The organism is Mucilaginibacter sp. 3215 (assembly GCF_050433785.1).
Taxonomy (GTDB): Bacteria; Bacteroidota; Bacteroidia; order Sphingobacteriales; family Sphingobacteriaceae; genus Mucilaginibacter.
Window position 1 is genome coordinate 22,141 of record NZ_JBNPWO010000001.1, and the last position, 15,179, is coordinate 37,319.

General features: G+C 41.9%; 13 protein-coding genes. 6 read left to right on the forward strand and 7 right to left on the reverse strand.

Annotated elements, in window-relative coordinates:
• Nucleotides 1–72: 72 nt before the first annotated feature.
• Both ABIC84_RS00090 and ABIC84_RS00095 read right to left on the reverse strand, forming a co-directional pair.
• On the reverse strand, nucleotides 73–2,847 hold the full coding sequence (locus ABIC84_RS00090; RefSeq protein WP_429262296.1) for a TonB-dependent receptor: 2,775 nt from the start codon (nucleotides 2,845–2,847) through the stop codon (nucleotides 73–75).
• Between the two features lie 278 nt (nucleotides 2,848–3,125).
• Nucleotides 3,126–3,446, reverse strand: a complete 321-nt coding sequence (locus ABIC84_RS00095; protein ID WP_429262297.1) for a hypothetical protein — start codon at nucleotides 3,444–3,446, stop codon at nucleotides 3,126–3,128.
• A gap of 265 nt (nucleotides 3,447–3,711) precedes the next feature.
• Between ABIC84_RS00095 and ABIC84_RS00100 the strand changes: the two genes are divergently transcribed.
• The 6 genes from ABIC84_RS00100 (at nucleotide 3,712) to ABIC84_RS00125 (ending at nucleotide 8,209) form a co-directional block, all read left to right on the forward strand.
• Nucleotides 3,712–4,182, forward strand: a complete 471-nt coding sequence (locus tag ABIC84_RS00100; RefSeq protein WP_426586243.1) for a hypothetical protein — start codon at nucleotides 3,712–3,714, stop codon at nucleotides 4,180–4,182.
• Nucleotides 4,183–4,206: 24 nt separating this feature from the next.
• The gene (gene rlmF, locus ABIC84_RS00105; RefSeq protein WP_429262298.1) at nucleotides 4,207–5,169 is read left to right on the forward strand and encodes a 23S rRNA (adenine(1618)-N(6))-methyltransferase RlmF; all 963 of its coding nucleotides are present in this window, start codon (nucleotides 4,207–4,209) and stop codon (nucleotides 5,167–5,169) included.
• Between the two features lie 118 nt (nucleotides 5,170–5,287).
• The gene (locus tag ABIC84_RS00110) at nucleotides 5,288–5,965 is read left to right on the forward strand and encodes a pseudouridine synthase (RefSeq protein ID WP_429262299.1); all 678 of its coding nucleotides are present in this window, start codon (nucleotides 5,288–5,290) and stop codon (nucleotides 5,963–5,965) included.
• 217 nt (nucleotides 5,966–6,182) lie between these two features.
• Nucleotides 6,183–6,452: a hypothetical protein gene (locus ABIC84_RS00115; RefSeq protein ID WP_426586249.1), complete on the forward strand. Its 270-nt coding sequence runs from the start codon at nucleotides 6,183–6,185 to the stop codon at nucleotides 6,450–6,452.
• Between the two features lie 184 nt (nucleotides 6,453–6,636).
• Entirely contained in the window at nucleotides 6,637–7,938 is a 1,302-nt protein-coding gene (locus tag ABIC84_RS00120) for a DEAD/DEAH box helicase (protein WP_426586251.1), read from the forward strand.
• A gap of 22 nt (nucleotides 7,939–7,960) precedes the next feature.
• Nucleotides 7,961–8,209 (forward strand): DUF1456 family protein, encoded by a 249-nt coding sequence (locus tag ABIC84_RS00125; protein ID WP_426586253.1) that lies wholly within the window; start codon nucleotides 7,961–7,963, stop codon nucleotides 8,207–8,209.
• 122 nt (nucleotides 8,210–8,331) lie between these two features.
• Here ABIC84_RS00125 and ABIC84_RS00130 read toward each other — a convergent pair whose 3' ends face one another.
• The 5 genes from ABIC84_RS00130 to ABIC84_RS00150 all read right to left on the reverse strand — a co-directional run bounded on the left by ABIC84_RS00130 (nucleotide 8,332) and on the right by ABIC84_RS00150 (nucleotide 15,099).
• Entirely contained in the window at nucleotides 8,332–8,889 is a 558-nt protein-coding gene (locus ABIC84_RS00130) for a CAP domain-containing protein (RefSeq protein ID WP_321558069.1), read from the reverse strand.
• Nucleotides 8,890–8,998: 109 nt separating this feature from the next.
• Entirely contained in the window at nucleotides 8,999–9,799 is an 801-nt protein-coding gene (locus ABIC84_RS00135) for a hypothetical protein (protein ID WP_429262300.1), read from the reverse strand.
• A gap of 378 nt (nucleotides 9,800–10,177) precedes the next feature.
• Entirely contained in the window at nucleotides 10,178–13,273 is a 3,096-nt protein-coding gene (locus ABIC84_RS00140; RefSeq protein ID WP_429262301.1) for a carboxypeptidase regulatory-like domain-containing protein, read from the reverse strand.
• Between the two features lie 264 nt (nucleotides 13,274–13,537).
• On the reverse strand, nucleotides 13,538–14,473 hold the full coding sequence (locus ABIC84_RS00145; protein WP_426586259.1) for a phosphatase PAP2 family protein: 936 nt from the start codon (nucleotides 14,471–14,473) through the stop codon (nucleotides 13,538–13,540).
• A gap of 2 nt (nucleotides 14,474–14,475) precedes the next feature.
• Nucleotides 14,476–15,099, reverse strand: a complete 624-nt coding sequence (locus ABIC84_RS00150) for a sterol desaturase family protein (RefSeq protein WP_090526343.1) — start codon at nucleotides 15,097–15,099, stop codon at nucleotides 14,476–14,478.
• Nucleotides 15,100–15,179 lie beyond the last annotated feature (80 nt).

A 15,179-nucleotide genomic window follows, 5' to 3' on the forward strand; every position in this document is an offset into this window, starting at 1 on the left:
TAAAAAAAGGCCGCCCCACAATCGGGACGACCTGTATCGAATCAGTCAGTTAATAGTTTTTTAGTTAATTATTTAAAATGTAAAGCCTACCCGGGCAAAAAAGCGGCGGCCGTTTTCGCCCATCTGTACGGCATCAAACGGACCTGATGGTTCGTTGTTATAAGCCCATCCCTTAGCTCCCTTTACATAAGCCAGATCAGGATGTACGTTAAAAATGTTATCCGCTCCTATAGATACACGAACCGATTTCGCCACTTTATAAGCAAAATACAGGTCGCTTACAACTTTACCGCTGTAAATATATTGGTCGGGTAGTTGTGCCGAACCATTATCGGTTGGTACGGTAGGGGTGAGGGTTGTACCGTCGCCATAGCCATCAATCACAACTTTACCAAAGTAAGTAAAGCGTGTACCTACGGTAAAGCTTTTGTGGCTAAACTCGGGGTTTAAGCTAAGTTTTTGAGGCGGGGCCGATGCCAGGATGAATTTCTTTTCGCGCTCGCTCAAAAATGTTTCGCGCAAGGCAGGGGTAGTACCAAGTATAGGCGGGTAGTTTACCTTGTCAATCTTCATGGTTTGGAAATTGCCCGTAAAAAGTACCCTGAACCTGTTGGCGCCAATAGTTTTGTTGTAGTCAATAACTACGTCCAAACCTTTGTTGGTAGTGTTTACAGCATTGGCAAAAAACTGGGCAGAGCTTACATGCAGGTTTTTCAGGGCATTGGTAAATGTAGGGTCGAGGGTTTCGTCATCGGCACTGAACTGGCCAGAAAGCACAACGCGGTCGGTAACTTTAATATAGTATCCATCAACAGTAAAGCTTAACTCAGGCATTGGTTTAAAGGTAAAGCCTAAACCGGCATTTTTTGATTTTTCCTGTTTAAGGTTAGGGATGCCTGCTGCTTTGGTGATAGGGCTATAGTTTGGCGCTATTTTAACTTCAGATATCACCGTGCCCTGTACGTTGGTAAAGGTTGAACTGTAATTGATCTGCTGTAACGATGGTGCACGGAAACCTGTACCCAATGAACCGCGGATGTTAAAGTTATCGGTAATTTTATAGCGTGTAGCCAGTTTGGTATTAAAGTTTGAGCCAAAGTCGCTGTAATGTTCATAGCGGTTAGCGAAATCGACCAGCCATTTTTTAGTGATATCACCTTCAAGATCAACATAAACACCTTCTACCGAACGGTGGGCATTTACCACATCACCGGGCTGATAGCCGGGGAAACCCTGTGAGCCTGCCGCCTTTACGCCGGTGGGGTCATAATTTTTGTACGATGCCTCTTCGCCCGAAAAGATCTTATAGCGCTCGTAACGGTATTCGCCGCCAAAACCAAGGTTAAGTCCCTGCATTACATTGCCAAAATGTTTGTTGATGTTCAGGTTACTGGTGTTTTGTAAAAACTCCGATCCGCCGTCGTCAAAATTGGTTTTATCAGCCCCTAAAGAAGCATTAAATGTTTTATAGCCAAAAAAGTGGAACTTATTGTTACCAATATTATTGCTCAAATCCCAGTCCCAGGCATTGCCCAGGGTGCCTTTTGCGCCTACGGCAATGGCAAGATCTGTATTATGTGTACGGATAATGGGATTGTAATATGATTCGCCGTCTGGGGTGTTAAAAATGATACCGCTCACCGGGATCATTTTGCCGCTGTTGTTGGTAGGGAAACGTTCGGGACGGCCAGAGAAATTACGGGTAAAGGCATAATCGTCAGATGCCTTATAGCTGTAACCACCAAAGCTGTACAAGGTTGTACGGGTACCGGCAAGAGGTGATTCATGGTTGAAAAAGAATGTGCCGCTCTCGGCCGATCCATCGCCATTGGCTCGCCTGTAAGGGTTTATCGGCAGTGCTTTAGGGTTTGAGGTTGTGGTATCATGCGTTTGGCGAAAGGTTTTGCCGTTTTTGGCATAGTCGCCCGTAAAGTTGATGAAACCGCCGTTTTTGCCGAGCGCTAAACCGTAGTTGGCATCAATAGTGATACCATTGCCATCAATAGCACCGCCGTGAGGGTATTGAGATGATACAACACTTTTACCACTGTTAAAGGCGGGATCATAGTAACCAGAATAACCAACGTTGGCATTAAACACACCAGTGGTTTTCTTTAAAACAAGGTTGATAACACCCGCAATAGCGTCAGAGCCATACTGGGCCGAAGCTCCGTCACGAAGGATCTCGATCCTGTCGATAGATGCCGTTGGGATAGAACTCAGATCGACACCCGAGTTACCGCGGCCACGGGTGCCAAACACAGAAACGAAAGCAGTGGAGTGGCGGCGTTTGCCATTTACTAAAACCAGGGTTTGATCGGGGCCTAAGCCGCGTAAGGTACCCAGTTCAACGTGATCGGCGCCATCTGAGCCTGATTGTTTATTATAGTTGAATGAGGGGGCTGAGTAGTTAAGGATGTCGGTAATATCCATACGACCGGTTACCGATGCTGCCTTACCCACATTAACAATATCAACAGGAACCGCCGTTTCAAGTTTTACCCGCCCGGCAGAGCGTGTACCTATTAACACTACTTCATTTAATTGGGCTATATCACCAACCAAAGTGATATCAATTTTAGAGCGCCCGTTAATGGCAACTGTTATGGTTTTGTAGCCCGTATAACTTATAATCAGTTCATCAGTTGCTGCCGCCGAAATAGTGTATATCCCTTTTGCGTTGGTGCTTGTACCTAAGTTGCTACCTTTTATATGTACCGATACTCCGGGCATTGGTGCATTGCTTGCCGCATCGGTAACGATTCCGGCTATAGCTTTCTTTTGTGCTAATGCTAATAGGGGAGTTATAGTTAGCAAAATGAGAGTGAATAGTAAAATTTTCTTCATAAAATGAAGGTTGTGGCTATTGAAATAATGTTAATTTTAACGTAAGTTAATAATTATTGAATAATTATTAATATAAAATCAATTTTATTGGAATGTTTTCATTCATGATTTGGTGTTTTAGGTAATTTGTATAAAAAATATTAGCCTTTTGTTATTTTTTATGCCTAATTTTTGAAGTAATAAGAAAAGCCAATTGTTTAAAGGCTTTAATCCTTAACAATTGGCTTTTTTGGCTTTAAAAAAATGATTGAACGCCTTTTTGTCGTTTAATTTTTTAATTAAACGGCTTTTTCAGGCTCGGTATCTTTTGTTGTTTTGTTCGGTGCTTTTGCGGGAGTAATCGATGCTGCTGCAGTTGTTTTCTTCTCTTTTTTTACTTTGTGTTCAGCGGGAGCAGCATGTACTTCTGGACTTAATTTAGCCGCTAATATTTTTGCCAGGTTTTTTGCAGCTTTGTCGATAGCTTTTTTAGCTTTACTGGCATCAGGGCCAAATTCACTTACCAGGGTTTCAATCTGGATAACTAATTTTTCTTTTAATTGTTTCTTAAGAGCTTTACGGGCTTGTTTAGTAGCGGCTTTATCTTTTATGTTTTTCATGTGAATGGATTAGAGATCGGGTGAAGCACAGTTTTTTCTGCGCGGCGCAAAGTTAGGTTAATATAATGTGGTTTTAATATTATGTTTATGTTAACAGTCGCTATCTATGTTAACTTTTTATTAATTGATAATCAGTGCTATTAAATGTTGTTACTTTATTTATTTTTTGTTTTATAACGCTTAGCCTAATACGGCCTAAACTAATTTTTTGAAAGCCTTCGGGTTAATTCTTAACTTAGCCGTTTATTTATCGTCCTAAAACAACATGATTAAAGATTTAAGTGCATTAACCCAGGTAGCCGAATTTCATGCCACTTTTAAACACCCTATAATTGAAAAACCTGCAATACCGTCAAAAGCACGCTGCGATCTGCGTATCGAACTGATTGCCGAAGAATTAAAAGAGTTGCAACAGGCCGTTAATGATAATAACATGGTTGAAGTAGCTGATGCCCTTTGCGATCTGCAATACGTATTATCGGGAGCGATACTTGAATTTGGTTTGGGCTCAAAGTTTAAAGAATTGTTTGACGAGGTACACCGCTCAAACATGAGCAAAGCCTGTAAAACAATAGAAGAAGCCGAAAAAACCATCGAACACTATAAAGCTACTGCTAATACAGAAGCATATTATAAAGCGATAGATGGTTTGTATCTGGTGTACCGTACATCTGATCATAAAACGTTAAAATCTATCAATTATTCGCCTGCCTATCTGAATGGCATTGTGGGTTAATCATAAACTAAAAATACTATTCCATTGTCAGCACAAGAATCCAATCAGCCCGAGGCTAAAACCAATATGCACCCGCGTAATAAACACCGCGAAGGGTATGATTTTAAAGCATTGATAAAAGCCACGCCCGCTTTAAGGCAATTTGTGCGTACCAATGAGTATGATAATTTAACTATCAATTTTGCCAATCCCGAAGCGGTAAAAATGCTTAACAAGGCATTGCTGCAGCATCACTATGGTATAAATCATTGGGATATTCCTGAAGGGTTTTTATGCCCGCCGATACCAGGTCGTGCCGATTACATTCATTATGCTGCCGATCTGCTTGCTTCTGTTAATGAGGGTGTTGTACGCAAAGGCCGGAAAGTACAGGTGCTTGATATAGGAACGGGAGCTAACCTTGTTTATCCCATAGTGGGCTTTAAAGAATATGGCTGGAATTTTGTTGGATCCGAACTTGACCTGGAGGCTATGGCATCGGCACAACGTATTGTTGAGCAAAACAGCCACCTAAAGGTTGCAGTTGAGCTAAGGCAGCAAAGCAAAAAGGCCGATATTTTTAAGGGGATCATTAAACCCGGTGAGTTATTTGACCTTACCCTTTGTAACCCTCCGTTCCACGCTTCGGCCAAAGAGGCTGCTGCCGGTTCGGCCCGTAAATGGGATAACCTGGGTTTAAGAAAGGATAAACAGCCTATACTTAACTTCGGAGGCCAAAACACCGAGCTCTGGTACCCCGGCGGCGAAGCCGCCTTCCTGAAGCTGATGGCTACACAAAGTAAACCGTTTGAGAAACAGGTTTTATGGTTCACAACGCTGGTATCTAAAAAAGAGAACCTTCGTGTTTTATACAATGCCCTGCAAAAAGAAGGTGTTAAAGATGTGCAAACCATCAATATGTCGCAAGGGCAAAAAGTAAGCCGTATTATGGCCTGGACCTTTTTAACGCCTGTTGAGCAGCAGGCCTGGAGCAAAGCCGGCCGTTGATTTATTTGTGATTACGTTGATGTCTGAACCTGGATTTGGGATGACTCCGTGATTGAGTGGCTTTTACTTAAAAATCAGATTTTTTTAATTTATCCGAAGCGGCCTTTTAATTATGCCAATGTTAGAGATCATATACCGCGACGAGTACCTGATAGCCATCAACAAGCCGCACGGGTTGCTGGTACACCGTTCATCAATCGCAGCCGACGCTTCAGAATTTGCCCTGCAATTGCTCCGCGATCAAATCGGCATGAAAGTTAACCCTGTTCATCGTATAGATCGTAAAACCGGTGGGATCCTGCTTTTTGCATTTAACAAAGAAGTTGAAATAGCTATGCAAAAGGCTTTTATGGAAAACCGGGTAAGTAAAAAATATCTGGCAGTTGTGCGCGGCCATACGCCGGACATGGAAGATATAGACTATCCATTGCGGAAGGAAAACGGCACCCTGCAGGACGCGTTCACAACCTACACAACCCTAAAAAGGGCTGAGCTCAATATCGCTTTTGGCAAACATGCTACTTCAAGATACTCATTGGTTGAGGCCGTACCCACAACAGGCCGCATGCATCAGCTTCGCAAGCACATGAGCCATATTTTTCATCCCATTATCGGCGACCGTACCCACGGTTGTAACAAACAAAACAAGCTATTTTGGGAACAATGGGAAATGACCACGATGTTGCTTCATGCATCGCAGTTGAGTTTTACACACCCCATAACCGGCGAAGAGATAACAATAGAAGCCGCGCTTCAACCCGAATTTGATAGGGTAATGAAAATCATGGGCTGGTAATTGTGTTAACCTTTAAGAAGCTATTTAAAAACGATAATTGCCAAATGTAGAGACGCATCACATGCGTCTCCCCCTATGCAATTTATGCATGCTCGTCTCTTGAACGCGGCTTGTCCTACGGGAGACGTATGTGATACGTCTCTACAAAAAACATTTATTTAAACAGCTTCTAAGAAAATCAGGTAAACAAAATCGGGTTAATATTGTAGTTAAATACATGAAAAAGTCGGTGGTTTTTGATCTGGATACCGAGGACGGTATACGCCGGATCAGTATTAAAGCAGTACACCAGCTTATACCCGGTACGCATGCTTATGCAACCGGTGTATTTAGTTTAAGTGAGGGAGAAGCAGATTTAGGCGATATTGTTTTTGATGATCATATGCACGAATGGGAATATACCTGTATGGGCAATTTGAGCCATCGTGATGCCAAAAAGATTGCGAGGTTTATCAAACATAACTTCAAAACTGAAGTTGCCGGATAGTTTTTTTGAGCCGCTCCCGCAAAATGCATTGGTGATAAGTTCTTGAATATTAAAAAACCGGAAGTGTTCATCCTCCGGTTTTTTTGTAAGCATGGGTGCTTAAACCTGCTGGCGGCGCTTAATCCGCGCAAATAAATAGTCCTCCGGATTTTTACAGTATCTTTGCGCCTCAACAAAGTAAATCATGATCGATCAGGCACTGAGTAACCTTGGCATAACTGCCCTTAACCCCATGCAGCTTGCCGCTCTTAGCGCCGCAAAAAAAGGTGATGTAATTCTTTTATCGCCTACCGGTTCGGGCAAAACACTTGGTTTTTTATTGCCTTTACTTAACCTGATTGATGCGGGCATTGCTACTGTACAGATAATGATCCTGGTGCCATCGCGTGAGCTTGCTTTGCAAATTGAACAGGTTTGGAAATCGATGGGTACGGGCTTCAAGATCAATTGCTGTTATGGCGGCCATGCCGTAAAAATCGAACGTAATAACCTGTCGCATCCGCCTGCAGTTTTGGTTGGCACGCCGGGGAGGATTGCCTTTCATTTGCGTGAAGAAAATTTTAGTACTGATACTGTACGTACGCTCATTCTCGATGAGTTTGATAAAGCGCTTGAGTTCGGTTTCCAGGAGGATATGGCTTATATCATCAGGCAGTTGCCCGTTGTAAAAAAGCGGATATTGACTTCGGCTACAAAAATGAGTGAGATCCCGGATTTTACAGGGATTGCTAAACCTGTTGAAGTGAACTTTTTAAGTAATGTTACCTCGGCGCCGGATATTAAACAAAAAGCGGTGATATCCGAAGCTGCCGATAAACTGGATGCACTTTTTGCCCTGATCTGTAAAATTGGTAATAAAGCAACCCTTGTGTTTTGTAATCACCGTGAGGCGGTTGACAGGATCAGCGAGTTGCTTTGGTACAAGGGGTTGGAGCACGATGTTTTTCACGGCGGTATGGAACAGGATGACCGTGAGCGTGCCCTGTTAAAATTCAGGAACGGAAGTCACCGTTTATTGATCACCACCGATCTGGCCTCACGTGGGCTGGATATCCCGGAGATAGAATATGTGGTACATTACCAGCTGCCGCACAATGAGGAGGCTTTTTTACATCGTAACGGTCGCACGGCACGTATGAACGCTAAAGGCACATCATACCTGATGCTAACACCCGATGAAAAGTTGCCATACTTAAAACAACTGCCTGAGATTGAAGAACTACCCGAAAAGCTGATCTTTCCACCGGCTTCCCCCTGGGTTACTTTATATATAGCCGCCGGAAAAAAGGATAAGGTAAACAAGGTGGATATAGTAGGCCTGCTACTTAAAAAAGGCGGACTGGCCAAAGACGATCTTGGCCTGATAGAAGTGCTTGATTACTCATCATATGCAGCTATAAAACGGGATAAGATTGAGGAGGTGGTAAGGCAGGTAAAAGCCGAAAAAATTAAAGGTAAAAAGGTGAAGATGGAAATTTCGAGGTAATTTTGTTAAAAAGAAAGATATAATGAGCAATAACGATATCATGAAAAAGCTGCGGGTGGCTATGAAATTTACTGATGATGATATTATCAAGGTTTTGGCATTGGTTAATTTCAGGATCACCAAAGCCGAAATAGGCGCCATATTCCGTGCTGATGACCATCCCAACTTTAAACCCTGTGGAGACCAGATCCTGCGTAATTTCCTGAATGGCCTCATTATCTACAAACGCGGCCCAAGGGAGCAGAAACCAAAAACGGAGGCCGGCAAATAAGGTTGTTGGAGACAACTCCAACAACGGCAAAGGGGGATTCACCATTTATAGGATTTGATTTGCGAGCGGATAGATAAGCCCGGGCAATCCTTTAATCCTAAAAATCCCGGTTCAGACAAAAATCAATGCCCTTCCACCGGCTTTTCCTGTATTAATCTGTATCTCCCTGATTTAATAAGCTTTTGTTGCTGAGCCGAAAATGAGGTTCTGCCACCGAAATCCTGTACCCAGTAGGTTTTATATTCAGCCACACCAACTTCCTTAAAGTCCGGGTTCATGAGGTTCCGGCAGTGGCCTTCGCTTTTAAACCATCCGGCCATTACTTCGGCAATACTTTGCTGGCCCTGTGCTATGTTTTCGCCTATGGCAAAACTTTTGAAGCCTTTAAATTTATAACCGGCGTATACAATGCGGTCTTCCATGCTGCGACCATCTTTACTGTCGTGACTAAAATAGCTTTTGCGGGCCATGTCTTTAGCGTGGCCTATGGCTGCATCTTCCAAATCATTATTCCAGGTAAGGGGAGGGGCCGGCGGGAAATATTTGCTGCCGCAATTGCAGCCTTTCTGGCGTGTAGCATTAATGCTGTTTAAAAACTCGGTCCTGAATTGTTTGCTGCTTTGGCTGTAGGCATTCGCAAACCAGAATAATGCAGCAAATAATACTATCAATTTTTTCATCTTAGTGCTTTGACAATTTTAAACGCCTGTGGTTTAAATTATTGTTTAGGCCGCCTGATAGCTGAACGCCAGCGACCGGTTTTCTTCCGCCTGTAAATGATAATGATGGCTACAACGACGAGAACAAGAGTGGTGCCGATGAGAACGACAATGACGTTATGTGCCTGGCGTATCTTAGCATTGGCCTGCGCCTGGAGTTTTTGGTAAATACTTTTTTTTTGGCTATCACCGAATCCTGTTTTTTGATCTTGATCGAATCGGCAGCAGCTACCTTGGCAATGCTGTCGACTGTAACCTGGTTAAGACTATCGTCCAAAAATTCATGGCGTTTAATAGCTACCGCAGCTTTATCATAATCGTTCATTTTTCGGTACAATTCGGCATAACCTACCTGCACTATCGATTCTTTTTTTGGATCGTGGGTTTTAAGCGATAGGGTTAAAGCATCGTTTAGGTCCTTCATACTGAGTTTGTAGTCTTTGATGTCGCTTTTAATGGCTGCAAGCTCTATAAGCGAGCTGATAATATTAAGGGTATCCTTCCTTTGCCTCGATATGGTGTTCGATTGCAAAATGAACCATTTGGCCTGGCTGAATTTACGCTGTGAGCGGTAAACCTTTGCAAGCGCGTTAAAGCTTGTACGCAAGCCTAAAGTATCGTTATAAGTGGAATAGCTATGCAGGGCAAGCATAGTGTAATTAAGCGCCTCGGTTTGGAAATAGTATTTCATCCGGCGGGTTGATACGGTATCATATCCTAAATAATGGGCAGCTATTTGGGTATAGATAGGGCCTTTTAACGAGTCGCTGGTAACCTGTAATTTTTGCTTAAGACTATCCAGCTCACTGGCGTGTGCGGATAATTTAAGCGTGGCTGTCAGGATAAAAAGTAAGGTAATAAGTCTCTTCATATAACGGATTACTCCAAAATACAATAATCTGCTTATAATTAGGCAAATAGCGTGCCCGTTTAAGTCACCGCCATAGGTGTTTGTGAAAGTCGCTTGGCTTTTTGTTTGTTTTTGAATTGTATAGGCTGTTTTTCAGGAGGATAGCCCTGGAAATATTAATTAACAAATGTTTGCGCGTTTTCCACACTGCCTGCTTTAATACATAAAGTTGTATAGAAAAAGAGATTTTGCACTATTGGGTATTTAAAATAGCAAGGATTTTAAAGGTCAAAAGTTGCCAATCGCAGAGCTTTATTCCATTAAAATCCTATGCTATTCAAAGCAGGGCCCGTGAAGGTTTACAAGGTTTTAGCTATTGTTGTTAATTAGGGTTGATAATTAAAAACCATATCTTAAGCCTATCTGAAACTGGTAAGGGTTGCCGCTTAAATTGGATACCCCCGCATTTGTGTTAACCGCGTATGCGTATTGTTTTTTAACAGGGTCGAAGCTTTTAATCGTATAAATAGGAGTTGCACCCAGGTTATGGTTAACGCCCCATTCTTTATTCAATAAATTGGCCACGTTAAATAAGTCGACAGATATTTCAAAATACTGTTTTTTAAATAGCGTAACCCTTTTAATCAAACGTAAATCAAATACACCATAAAACGGGTTTACTCCTCCATTACGTTCAGCAATTTTTCCGAAACTTTTAACTATGTAATTTTTGGCGCTTTGCTCTACCTTAGGGTTGTTCAGTATCGCATTGATCCCGTCTTTTATATATTGAGGTGTTGACGCTGCATTCGGATCGTAAATGTAAGCCAGATCGTTACTGGCCACAAAATCGCCGTTCACGTTACCGTTCACCAATAAAGAATACCTGGTGCCGCTTATCCCCGAAAATCGCAAGCCTGCGCTAAAGCCATGAAAGGTTGGCGAACTTCCGTAAGCAACAATCTTATTCCTGAATTGGTTATCAGAATAATTCATTCCGCCCAGGTTACGCGGATCATCTTTTACGTACTGTACAAGCGTAGCCGTATTAGCAACGTTTCCGTTGTATGATGTATTGTCTTTAGTTTGATTCCATGTATAAGAAACGGAGATTTCGCCCTGTTTATAATATTTGTAGTCGGCATCAATAACAAAAGCCATCTGGTTAACTCTGCCCTTGCTTTCTAATTCCAATACCCTGCCTACTTCAGTTGTTTTTCTGCCTTGTGTCCAGTCTGCCGAACCATTTGACGCGTTTATTGTATTTGCCGGAACATATACACCTCTGTTATCTTCGGCAGCAATACGGAAGTACGGCTGATCAACCATGTTTTTATCCAGATAAGTATAGTTGTTGCGACCTAAACTTAAGTAGCCGGATGCTGTAACCCTGAAGTTTTGAGCAAAGAAGTGAGAATAAGACAAGTTGGCTTTGTAAACCGTTGGCACTTTAGCATCCTTGCCATTCATATTAATAGTAGCAAGCTTGGGTATGGCGGGGTTATTAAGTAAATCCTGTCCTGGTGCTGTTGCAGGGTCCTTGCGGTAAGCCGGAAAGTTAGGGGTAGGCACTTGGCTGCCGTTAAGATCAACACTTAAAATGTGTGAGCCATCAAACAGCATATTGTTTATCATAGAATAAGGGTTCAATGCCGAACCTAAAATGCCACCACCTAACCTGACAATGTCTTTACCATTTTGCCCTACATCCCAGGTGGTTTGCAAACGCGGTTGAATTTGTAGCGTAGCCAGTTTGTTAGATGTATTTAAGCCTAAAGTTTTATAAACCGTAGGATTGAAATTTGCCTGGTCAAGGTAATCGGTATAATCAATACGTACCCCGGCGGTTACTTCAAAACCCGGAAACAACATAGTTTGTACCTGTGCGTAAGCATTAGGTGCAAGTATGTTAAATTTAATGTTCCGGTTTGATGAGGTATAAATATCCCTTGCAAAGCGATAGGGTGTAAGGTTATTGAAATTAGTTAAGCCTGTAAAGTAAAAACGTCCATTTGTTTCGCTGCCGTAAATAGAATTTTGATTGGTAAAAGTTAACCCTCCACCAAATGTAAAGTTATATTTGCCTTTGGTCCAGTACAAGTTGTCGGTTAGCTGTGCTACATTATTGTTAAAATAGTCGCCGCCGTAACGTTGCCCTCCCAACTGTATAGCGGTAGAATAGGTAGAACCATCCGCTGCAAGCGAAGAAATATTCTGCACAATAGCGCGGGGAATATTATCGGCAGGTAACTGGCTGTTTGCAAACATCTTATTGTATTCCCAGTAGTGCTGCACTTTCAGTTCGTTGGTTAAATTAGGACTGAATATACTACGCAATGAGGCCATTACACTGTTATTTAAACTTTTGCGCGTGCTGTAAACCTCGTAGATGTTTATGGCAGTATTATCACCGTCGGATTGGTTATCCAGGTCGTAGATGAAATTATCTCTGATAGTGAACAAATTTTTGGAATTAATTTGCCAGTCGATACGTGCAAAAGCGGCGTGAGTATTTTTAAATTTATCAAACTGACCAAACTGTGGAGTATTGGCAACTCCATATTTAGCCCTTGCTATACTCAAAAAGTTATCTAATGTGGCCTGGGTTACATTGTTTCGTTTTTCGTCATCTGCAGATTGGATATTGGCAATATAAAGTGGCCTTGAATCTGCCTGATGATCCCAGGCAATAAAGAATTGCGCTTTATCTTTAACAATAGGACCTCCTAATGAAAAACCATATTGATAAGTAGAAAACGACTGGTTACGTTTTAATCCATTTAATCCAAATGGACTGGATAGCCAATTTGCACGTGCATAAGTGAAAGCGCTCCCTGATAATACGTTAGTTCCTGATTTGGTTACCGTACTTATTGTACCGCCGCCGGCGTTGCCATAAGTAACATCATATTGATTGGTAACTACCTGAAATTCCCTTACAGCCTCAAGCGAAATAGAGTAAGCACCGGTTGGTTGGCCACCGGCTATAGTACTGCGTGCCGCCATGCCATCAATGGTATAATTTGTAGCTGACCCCAGCTGCCCGCTTAAGCTGCTTCCCGCGCTCAATGGAGATAAATCGGCCAGGGATGTGAAATTACGACCGTTTACCGGTAACTTGGCTATATCTTTAGCTGTAACAGCGGTGGATGAGCCAATGTTTTCGATCCTGTTACGGGTTGTGGTAGTTCTTACTTCAACAACATTGAGTTCCTGGATCTTTTCTGTCATTACAAACGTAACCTGTAGCAAGTCGCTCTGATTTAAAGCATAACCGGTTTGTCTTTGCGCAGTCATGCCCATAATTTCTGCTGTTATGCTATAAGGTGCACCCAGCGGAAGCTCCTTTAACAGAAATGTTCCTTTAGAATTGGTTGTAGCTTTGATTACAAACCCGGTCGACTCATTTTTAACGGTAATGGTAGCATTTGGCAAAGCTTCACCATTCGGGCCGGAAACCTTCCCTGAAATACCGGCCAAATTGGTTTGTGCCATACCAACCGTTATTAAAAATAAATTGAATATGCCCAAAAGGCACAACTTTTTAAAAAAAACTTTGTTTATCCTTAACATTTTAACATTTTTAGTTAAGGCAAAAATGCGTCCGCGGTGTTAAGGGGAGGTTGGTGGAACGTTAAAAATTGATAATGTATTTCGGGGAATATTGATAAAGTTTCAGTATTTTTTGCTTATATTTAATATAATGATAATTTGTAGTAAACGCTAACAATCCGCTAATTGTGTAAGCAAGATGTTACACTACGAGATTACCCTTTGGTATTTATTTAAAGCAGACTGCAAACCCGCGAATTTTTTTAATAGTACATTGTATAAGGTAATACCTAATGCCGCGCAAGTAATGCCGGCTAACACGTCAAGCACGTAATGGTGGCTTGCATATACCGCCGTAAACCAGATACCAACGGTTACCACCGCAAAAAAGATATTAGCAAGTCCCAGCTTGTTTTTTAAGCCGTAGTAAAGCACTATAACCGGGTATGACGAATGCAGCGACGGCATGGCAGCAAACACGTTTGATCCTTTTGTATAAATCCCTTTAAAAACCCCGGCATGAAAATAGGCGTCAAACCTGGCCAGCCCGGCGGTATTGCCCATGGTTAACGGAATAAAATGAAACCCGTGATATTGAACAAACCAGGGTGGTGCGGCAGGGTATGCGTAGTAAACTATAAAGCCCAGGATATTCACCAAAACAAACGTTAACGAAAAATTGAGGAACTGTTTTTTGTTTTTGAAGAACAGGTAAGCAGCAAAACCCAGCGGCACAGGGATCCAGCATAAATAGAATAAGCCCGATAACACATCAATAAAAGTGTTGCTGTTGGCCAGCCAGTATTCATTGGGTGTAAGCAGTTTGCCGTTAAAATGAATGCCGAACAGGTGTTTCTCTGCATTATAGAGCTCGGCAATATGTACGGGGTTATAATTATAATTGGGGAAGGCCTTCATGTAATCAAAAACAATCCAGTACACTATGAAAATAGTGAAGCCTAATATAAACTTGCGGGTTATTGCCGATGCATAGAATAACACATTGAAAATAACTACCAGTGTAAGCTCATCTGGTTTATAACCAATAAGGAAAGTTGAAAACGCCAGGTAAGCAATGGAAAGCAGTGAAACAATAATTATCGACCGGATATTTACTGTTACGCCTGTATTGGCATTGGTCATTGCTATTTTTTTAAGAAATCTGAACGGAAAATTTTATCCCAGAAAGGTGAACTCACACCATAACCTTTTTCAGGATCCTGGTAGTGGTGCAGCATATGGTGTTGTTTTATTTTTTTGAACAAGCCGCTTTTAAAATTAAAATGGTGCATGGCATAGTGCGATATGTCATAAAACAGGTAGCCCAAAATAAAGCCCGGAAAAAAGCCCCAGATGTAGTTTACAGGTAATAACCATTTAAACAAAAAGAAAAAGCCTGTAGCCAGCGGAATGCTTAATGACGGGGGCAATACCAAACGTTTGGCATCGCTCGGATAATCATGATGCACGCCATGCATGATAAAATGCAGACGTTGTGCCCATTCCAGTTTTTCGCTTGGCTGATAGTGGAAAACAAAACGGTGCATGATGTATTCGGTGATAGTCCAGATGAAGAGGCCGAAAATAAACAGGCCAAGATATGTTAATACATCCAATCCCAGGTCAAAGAATTTATAGCTGCAATATCCAATAACGGGTACAAAAATATATAGAGGTACGGTATAGTGTACCTTTGATAAGCCTTCTAAAAAGTCGCTCTTAAACATTCGCACCGATTCCTGCGAGTTGGATATGTATTTCTTTTTCATTGTTATAATCAGGGTTTAAAATGTTTTATTATTTCTCTGCCTGTTTATGGGTGTTAAAATTGTTCAGAATGGCTGGCCTT

Excerpts from the sequence above, each read along its gene's own strand:
- ABIC84_RS00115 (WP_426586249.1), top strand. The coding sequence starts at position 6,183 with ATGAAAAAGTCGGTGGTTTTTGATCTGGATACCGAGGACGGTATACGC.
- ABIC84_RS00130 (WP_321558069.1), bottom strand. The coding sequence starts at position 8,889 with ATGAAAAAATTGATAGTATTATTTGCTGCATTATTCTGGTTTGCGAAT.
- ABIC84_RS00150 (WP_090526343.1), bottom strand. The coding sequence starts at position 15,099 with ATGAAAAAGAAATACATATCCAACTCGCAGGAATCGGTGCGAATGTTT.
- ABIC84_RS00145 (WP_426586259.1), bottom strand. The coding sequence starts at position 14,473 with ATGACCAATGCCAATACAGGCGTAACAGTAAATATCCGGTCGATAATT.
- ABIC84_RS00110 (WP_429262299.1), top strand. The coding sequence starts at position 5,288 with ATGTTAGAGATCATATACCGCGACGAGTACCTGATAGCCATCAACAAG.
- ABIC84_RS00100 (WP_426586243.1), top strand. The coding sequence starts at position 3,712 with ATGATTAAAGATTTAAGTGCATTAACCCAGGTAGCCGAATTTCATGCC.
- ABIC84_RS00135 (WP_429262300.1), bottom strand. The coding sequence starts at position 9,799 with ATGAAGAGACTTATTACCTTACTTTTTATCCTGACAGCCACGCTTAAA.
- ABIC84_RS00095 (WP_429262297.1), bottom strand. The coding sequence starts at position 3,446 with ATGAAAAACATAAAAGATAAAGCCGCTACTAAACAAGCCCGTAAAGCT.
- ABIC84_RS00140 (WP_429262301.1), bottom strand. The coding sequence starts at position 13,273 with ATGGCACAAACCAATTTGGCCGGTATTTCAGGGAAGGTTTCCGGCCCG.
- ABIC84_RS00125 (WP_426586253.1), top strand. The coding sequence starts at position 7,961 with ATGAGCAATAACGATATCATGAAAAAGCTGCGGGTGGCTATGAAATTT.
- ABIC84_RS00120 (WP_426586251.1), top strand. The coding sequence starts at position 6,637 with ATGATCGATCAGGCACTGAGTAACCTTGGCATAACTGCCCTTAACCCC.
- ABIC84_RS00090 (WP_429262296.1), bottom strand. The coding sequence starts at position 2,847 with ATGAAGAAAATTTTACTATTCACTCTCATTTTGCTAACTATAACTCCC.